Genomic DNA, 7,100 nt, shown 5'->3' with positions numbered 1-7,100 from the left:
TGATGTACAATGAGTCCGGACAGCGTGCCGCTTGGTGCAGCGAACGAAAACGCCGCACCCAAAACACCATAGCCGGTAAATACAGGGACACGAAACGGAAAGTCTTCGAAAGGGCGTTGTATCGACCAAATTTGATAGAGTACTATAGGGACTAGCACAATCATGACGTGAATGGTTAATACTGAGAGCACATCATCACGCGCACTTCCTTTAATGGATTCAAGCGAGATGTCGACGCGAATCGAAGAGACATCACGAGTGCGGGCCGCGCTACGACCTTGCTTAAGCAAAGAATATAATAGGTTTGGTTCGATGTTTGTGACAATTATGTCTATACGTGTCGAAGAGTGTCAAAAGCGCTGGATTTGACGGATTGGAATAGAAGTTGGACCGGCCGGGTCGGTTGGGGGGATGGTTTTGGCGGATCGTTGGACGGAGGCCGAGATCCCATCGCTTGCTGGAAAAGTGATGGTGGTTACGGGGGCAAACAGCGGTATAGGCTATGAGGCCGCAAGGATGTTGGCCGAAAAGCAGGCGACAGTCGTTTTGGCGGTTCGAGATACGGCAAAGGGGCAACAGGCGAAGGCGCGAATCCTGGAATGTTTTCCCCAGGCCGATGTCGACGTCATGCTTCTTGATCTCGCGCGGCTCGCGAGTGTCCGAGATTTTTCCCAGGCGTTTGCCGAGAAGTATCGGTCGCTCGACGTGCTCATCAACAACGCGGGTGTCATGGCACCTACGTATCGCACCACTGGGGACGGTTTTGAGCTGCAATTTGGGACCAACCACTTGGGCCACTTTGCGCTCACGGGATGTTTGCTGCCGTTTTTGTTGAGGACTTCGGGCGCGCGGGTCGTCACGGTCAGCAGCCTAGCGCATCGATCTGGCCATATCCATTTCGACAACTTGGATGGCAAACGAGGTTATCGGCGTTGGGCGTTTTATGCCCAAAGCAAGCTGGCCAATCTATTGTTCGCCTATGAATTGCAACGCAGATTGTCCAGGTTGGGCGCCGACGTCAAGAGCGTCGCCTGCCACCCTGGTTTCGCTTCGACTTCGCTGATGAACAACGGTATTTTTGCCTCCGCCAATCCACTGGTCCGCCTTCTTACAAACGGCATCAACAGCTTGTTCGCGCAAAGCAGTTACATGGGTGCGCTGCCCACTGTCTACGCGGCGACCAATCCGTCTCTCTCAGGCGGCGAATTCATTGGGCCGCGCGGGGGAATGCGTGGATATCCCGGAATCGTGTCGTCTGTAGCGAGATCGCACGATTTGGCTCTGGCCGCACATCTTTGGGAAGTATCCGAGCAACTTACAGGCGTGCATTTTGCTGACTTGCAGTAACGCGCTTTTGCGCGCTGAACCGCGCGAAGCAGACAAAAGAGGTTGAATACACTTGGCAAAGCTCTATTATCGGTTTGGACAAATGAACGCAAGCAAGTCGATCCAACTGTTGACGGTGGCCCACAATTACGAAGAACAAGGAAAGCGGGTCTCTTTGTTTACACCTGCGATCGACGCGCGTTTTGGCAAAGGTCGTATCGCCTCCCGTGTCGGGATCGCGAAAGACGCGACGGTCGTGGACGACGACACGGACATCTACGAAATCATGCGCAACGATCCAACAGATTGCGTTCTTGTGGACGAAGTGCAGTTTTTTCGAGCAAAACACGTCAGGCAGCTTGCGCGGATTGTGGACGAACTGAATATTCCCGTGATCATGTACGGACTGCTGAAAGATTATCGCAATCAGTTCTTTGAAGGCAGCGAGGCGGCCGTGTTGTGGGCGGACCAAATCGAGGAGATCAAAACGATTTGTGCGCACCCTGGCTGCAACAAAAAGGCGACGATGATCTTGAAAGTAAAGAATGGCAAACCTGTCTATTCCGGAGAACAAATTGAAGTTGGCGGAAACGATTTGTACAAATCCGTTTGCCGAAAGCATTACTTCGAACCGGACATCGAACAGTTGTTAGATTCGGACGGGTTCTTCCACGGTTAAATCGAGCGACAACTGCTCGACCTTCGGCTGGCCTGCTGAACGGACCTCGGCAACGTTTGCCATGAAATGTTCGAGTTCGTAGACGGGCATGTGTAAGTGTTCAGCGATATACACTTCCAACGAGGCGCCTTTCGACTGCCGCCAACCTGGCAGTGTCACCACACCATCCACATCCATCATCAGACGAATATCGTGGCGCATGAAATCCGCCCACGAACCGCCCCGTATGGACACTTCCGCCGGATTGACCACTTCAAATCCGAGGTTTCGCAGACGCCCCGCCGCCTCCATGAAAGCCGGGCGATTCCAGTCCGGCAAGCCGCTCATCGGCCCTGACAGATAGATCCTGTTCATGGTTCGACCTCCTTCGGCAATCCAATTCAGGTGCTTGTTCCTGTATTTCAGCGATCGTCTACACCAAAGTGTACAGAACGTATGTTCGCATGTCAATCCACCTTGACGTCTGATTCGAACCCTGTATAATGACTGAGGTTGTGATCCGAACATTCACCGTATAATTATTGAATTTGTTCGGCATGAGGCGGAGGGATCGTCATGGGCGAGCAATATGATGTCGTGATCGTTGGGGCTGGTCCAGCCGGCATTTACGCGGCGTATGAAATTGCCGAGAAGGCGCCGGATGTTCGGGTGTTGATGATCGATAAAGGTGTGGAAGCGAAATACAGGCATTGTCCAATTATGGATGGAAAGATTGACAAATGTCCGCCGGCAAACAAGATTAAGACCTATGCGAGCTGCTGGCCCGCCTGTGGGGTGATCAACGGCGCGGGCGGCGCCGGATCGTTCAGCGACGGCAAATTCAACATCACCGCTGAATACGGAGGGTTCCTGACGGATTACCTGCCAGCTTCCGAAGTACTGTCGCTGATTGAATATGTCGACGCCATCAATTTGAAGCACGGCGCGCCGGAAACCATCACCGATCCGACGACGCCGGCCGTCGCGAACATCGAGAAACGAGCGATTGGCGCGGGCTTGAAGCTGCTTCGGGCGCGGGTTCGCCATATTGGAACCGATATGAATCTGCAATTGATGAACGAGATTTTTGCGCATCTCTCGCAGCGGATCGACCTGAGATTCCGAACATTCGTCGAGGATCTGCTGATTGAGGATGGAAAGATCCAGGGCGTTGTCGTTCGCGGCGGGGAGACGATCCGGTCGAAATTCGTTCTCTTGGCGCCTGGGCGCGACGGTGCGACGTGGTTGACCGAGTTGTTCAATCGGCACAAGCTGCGGATGACCAACAATCAGGTGGATATCGGCGTTCGAGTGGAGACGTCGAACGTCGTCATGCAGGAGATCAACGAACACTTGTACGAAGGCAAGTTTATTTTCCGTTCGCCTTCCACTGGGCTGATGGTCCGAACGTTCTGCAGCAATCCTTCCGGGCACGTGGTGGTCGAGAACCACACTGGGGTGATGGCCGCCAACGGCCACGCTTATAAAAACCCGGCTTTGGGCTCCACGAATACCAACTTCGCGTTGCTCGTGAGCCACCGGTTCACCGAGCCGTTCAACCGTCCGAACGAGTTCGCGAAGAGCCTGTGCCGTCAGGCGAACGAACTCTCCAACGGATCGATCATCGTCCAAAAGTACGGCGACATTCGCAAAGGGCGGCGCAGCACGCACGAGCGCATCGCCGAGGGCTTCATTGAGCCTACGTTGAAGGAAGCCGTGCCGGGCGATCTCGGCCTTGTGCTGCCGTATAAGACGATGGTCGCACTGCAGGAGATGATGGAAGCGCTCAACCAAGTGACGCCGGGCATCGCCAGCGATCACACGTTGTTCTACGGCATCGAGGCGAAGTTTTACGCCGCTCGAGCGGACGTCGGGCGAGATCTGCAGACGAAAGTCGATGGGCTGTACTGTGCGGGCGATGGGCCTGGCATTTCTCGCGGCATCTCTCAAGCTGCCAGCAGCGGTGTGCACGCCGCGCGCGACATCATTCGCAGACTCGGCTGACGGGCTTGCAAAGCCAGCGGATCGTCCGCGCAAAAAGTCCCTGGTCTGTTCCTGACCAATCCTACGTTTGTCCGATCACTTTGGTATAGTGAGAGTATCGGCAGCGCGTACGGCAGACATCTCGGCGCCTGGAGCCAGGCAACATCGGCTTGCGGCCTGTCTGCCGTGCGCAGAGATGAGCGAGGAGTGGGAACAGCGTGATCGACTCAGGGAAATTGAAGAAATATGCTGACATCGTCGTGCGTGTAGGCAACAATGTGCAACAGGGGCAGCCGGTCGTCATCGGCTTCGGACGCCGCGCGGTCTATCCGGACCACATTGAGTTTGCGCGGGAACTGGTGAAGTCCGCTTATGACGCGGGGGCGAGCTTTGTCCAAGTCGATTGGGGTGACGAGTGGTGGCTGCGCGAAACCATCAAGCGCGGCGATCTCGATTTGTTCAAGGCGCGCACCGAGTGGCAATTGCAGTTTGTTGAGAAGCTCGCGGAGGCTGGCGCCTCGTACATTGCCATCCCGGCGTCCGATCCGAAGTTGTACGACGGGGTCGATAGCAGTCGAGTGGAAATCGCGGAACGCGCCATCCGAGCGACTTTTCGATCATTTGACAACCGCCGGACGAATAATCTCTATCGCTGGACCTTGGCTTCGGCGCCGACGCAGGCTTGGGCTGACCAAGTCCATCCGGAACTGCCCGAGGGCGAACGTGTGAGCGCGCTTTGGAACGACATCCTGTATGCGGCGAGGGCGACAGGGGACGATCCCGTCGGCGGGTGGAGGAAGCACAGCGAGCATCTGAGGCAGCGCGCGGCTTGGCTCGATCAACTACATATTCGGTCGCTGCGCTACACGGCTCCCGGGACCGACCTGACCGTCGATCTCGCCGAAGGGCACTACTGGGCTTCCGCGGAACACGAGGATCGGCAACACGTTTCGTTTATAGCGAATATTCCAACCGAGGAAGTCTACACGACGCCGAGCAAACGCGGCGTAAACGGCGTTGTCCGGTCCACCATGCCGCTCAATCACAATGGCAGTTTGATCACGGGCATCGAACTGCAGTTTGAGCAGGGGCGAATTGTTCGGTATTCCGCGGAAACAGGCCAGGACGCTTTGCGAGGGATTATCGAGTCGGACGAAGGAAGCCATTATCTCGGCGAGGTCGCACTGGTTCCTGTCGATTCGCCGATCGCGCAAATGAACCAAATTTTCTACAACACGCTGTTTGACGAGAACGCGTCTTGTCACTTCGCGATTGGCCACGCCTATCCGCTGGTTGCCGGCGGCGACGATCTGCCCCTAAACGAATGGGATGCGCATGGCTTGAACGAGAGTTTGATGCACGTCGACTTCATGGTTGGCTCGAAGGAGCTGAACATCGACGCTCTGACGGCCGACGGCGGCACGGTTCCGATTTTCCGCAACGGCCGATGGGCCAACGGCAATTGAGTGCTGTACCAAGAGGAGGAATGACATGAGTTTCCTCGATTTTGACGCCCATTCATATCCGTACTCGTCGCGAAGAACGGTCGTTTACGCGAAAAGGGGCATGGTCGCCACGTCCCAGCCGCTCGCCGCGCAAGCGGGGCTGCACGTACTCGAACAGGGCGGCAACGCGATTGATGCCGCGGTTGCGACCGCGGCGGCTTTGACCGTCGTGGAACCGACGTCCAATGGGATCGGCAGCGACGCGTTTGCCATCGTCTGGTACCGCGGCCAAATGTACGGGTTGAACAGCAGCGGACCGTCACCCATGGCGATGTCGTTCGACGCGCTTCGCGAGCGTGGGCTCGACAAGATGCCGACGTTCGGTTGGATGCCCGTCGACGTTCCCGGCGCGCCAGCCGCATGGGCGGCCCTGGTTGAGCGGTTCGGCACCTTTACGCTGGCGCAGAACCTCGATGGCGCCGTGGCGCTTGCGAGCGAAGGGTTCCCGGTCTCGCCCGTCGCATCGTTTTACTGGCAGAGCGCCATGAAACGACTGCCCGAATTGTTGCAAGGCTCCGAATACGAGCCGTTTTTCCGGTTGTTTGCCCCAGATGGCGACGCGCCCAAGCCAGGGCAGCTGTTCCGCAGCCTGGACCAGGCCCGGACGCTGCAGATGATTGGCACGAGCGGAGCGCGTTCGTTCTACGAAGGGGATTTGGCGGATCGAATCGACGCGTTCGCCCGTGAAACCGGCGGGCTGCTCCGCAAATCCGATTTGGCCGCGTACCAACCTGAATGGATCGATCCGATATCGATTCGCTATCGCGGCTGCGACGTCTGGGAGATTCCGCCAAACGGACAGGGCATCGTGGCGCTGATAGCGCTCGGGATCCTCGAGAAGTTCGACTTGGCCAACATGTCGCCGGAAGAGCGGGCGCATGTGCAAATTGAGGCGACCAAACTTGCGTTTGAGGTTGGGCTCGCCGAGATCGCCGATCCCGCCGCCATGCGCGTGCAGCCAAGCGACTTGTTGGCTGAATCCTTTCTCGATTCGCTCTGCAACCGCATCGGCGACTCCGCCATCCAACCGGCCCCGAGCGAGCCAAACCGCGGCGGCACGGTCTACTTGTGCACGGCCGATGGCGACGGCAACATGGTCTCGTACATTCAAAGCAACTACATGGGGTTCGGCTCCGGCATCGTCGTTCCGGGCACGGGCATTTCGCTGCAGAATCGAGGTCACAATTTCTCGATGGATCCGGCGCATCCCAATGCGCTCGGGCCTGGCAAGCGGCCTTATCACACCATCATTCCCGGTTTCTTGACGAAGGACGGCCAGGCTGTCGGCCCGTTCGGAGTGATGGGCGGTTTCATGCAGCCCCAGGGGCACGTGCAAGTCGTTTCCAACGCGCTCGATCTCGGCCTCAATCCGCAAGCGTCCCTGGACGCCCCTCGCTGGCAGTGGATGGATGGCAAGCGGGTCCTGATCGAGTCGGCCATGGCGGAGAGTATCGTTGGTTCCTTGCGCGATCGCGGTCACGACATTGAGGTGATCACGCAAGGCGGGCCGTTCGGCCGTGGGCAAATCATCTGGCGCCAACAGGACGATGTCCTGGCAGGCGGTACGGAACCGAGAACAGACGGGACGATCGCCGCGTTTTAAAGCGCGGCGATAAGGATTCCCGTGT

The 7,100-nt window shown here is 57.3% G+C and carries 7 protein-coding genes; 5 read left to right on the top strand and 2 right to left on the bottom strand.

From position 1 onward, the window contains the following. Nucleotides 1-191, bottom strand: a 191-nt coding sequence (locus AAC01S_RS19740; protein ID WP_217997835.1) for a hypothetical protein, incomplete at its 3' end; no start/stop codon positions are given. Between the two features lie 220 nt (nucleotides 192-411). Here AAC01S_RS19740 and AAC01S_RS12905 point away from each other — a divergent pair. Then, nucleotides 412-1,347, top strand: coding sequence for an oxidoreductase (locus AAC01S_RS12905; protein WP_067622962.1), 936 nt, complete (start codon nucleotides 412-414; stop codon nucleotides 1,345-1,347). Between the two features lie 52 nt (nucleotides 1,348-1,399). Further along, nucleotides 1,400-2,005, top strand: a complete 606-nt coding sequence (locus tag AAC01S_RS12900; protein WP_067622960.1) for a thymidine kinase — start codon at nucleotides 1,400-1,402, stop codon at nucleotides 2,003-2,005. Here the strand turns inward: AAC01S_RS12900 and AAC01S_RS12895 are convergent. Beyond that, nucleotides 1,976-2,359, bottom strand: coding sequence for a DUF4406 domain-containing protein (locus AAC01S_RS12895; protein WP_067622957.1), 384 nt, complete (start codon nucleotides 2,357-2,359; stop codon nucleotides 1,976-1,978). The genes AAC01S_RS12900 and AAC01S_RS12895 overlap by 30 nt on opposite strands. A gap of 201 nt (nucleotides 2,360-2,560) precedes the next feature. On the opposite strand from AAC01S_RS12895, the gene AAC01S_RS12890 reads away from it, so the two are divergent. The 3 genes from AAC01S_RS12890 to AAC01S_RS12880 all read left to right on the top strand — a co-directional run bounded on the left by AAC01S_RS12890 (nucleotide 2,561) and on the right by AAC01S_RS12880 (nucleotide 7,075). Further along, entirely contained in the window at nucleotides 2,561-3,988 is a 1,428-nt protein-coding gene (locus AAC01S_RS12890) for an NAD(P)/FAD-dependent oxidoreductase (RefSeq protein ID WP_067622954.1), read from the top strand. Nucleotides 3,989-4,185: 197 nt separating this feature from the next. Next, a complete protein-coding gene (locus AAC01S_RS12885) occupies nucleotides 4,186-5,433 on the top strand; it encodes an aminopeptidase (RefSeq protein ID WP_067622952.1) in 1,248 nt (415 codons plus the stop codon). 25 nt (nucleotides 5,434-5,458) lie between these two features. Further along, on the top strand, nucleotides 5,459-7,075 hold the full coding sequence (locus AAC01S_RS12880; RefSeq protein ID WP_067622949.1) for a gamma-glutamyltransferase family protein: 1,617 nt from the start codon (nucleotides 5,459-5,461) through the stop codon (nucleotides 7,073-7,075). The last annotated feature ends 25 nt before the right edge of the window (nucleotides 7,076-7,100 follow it).

Source organism: Alicyclobacillus acidiphilus NBRC 100859 (assembly GCF_001544355.1).
Classification (GTDB): Bacteria; Bacillota; Bacilli; order Alicyclobacillales; family Alicyclobacillaceae; genus Alicyclobacillus; species Alicyclobacillus acidiphilus.
The sequence above is the reverse complement of the archived record's forward strand: the minus strand, read 5'-3'. Positions and strand labels throughout refer to the sequence as shown.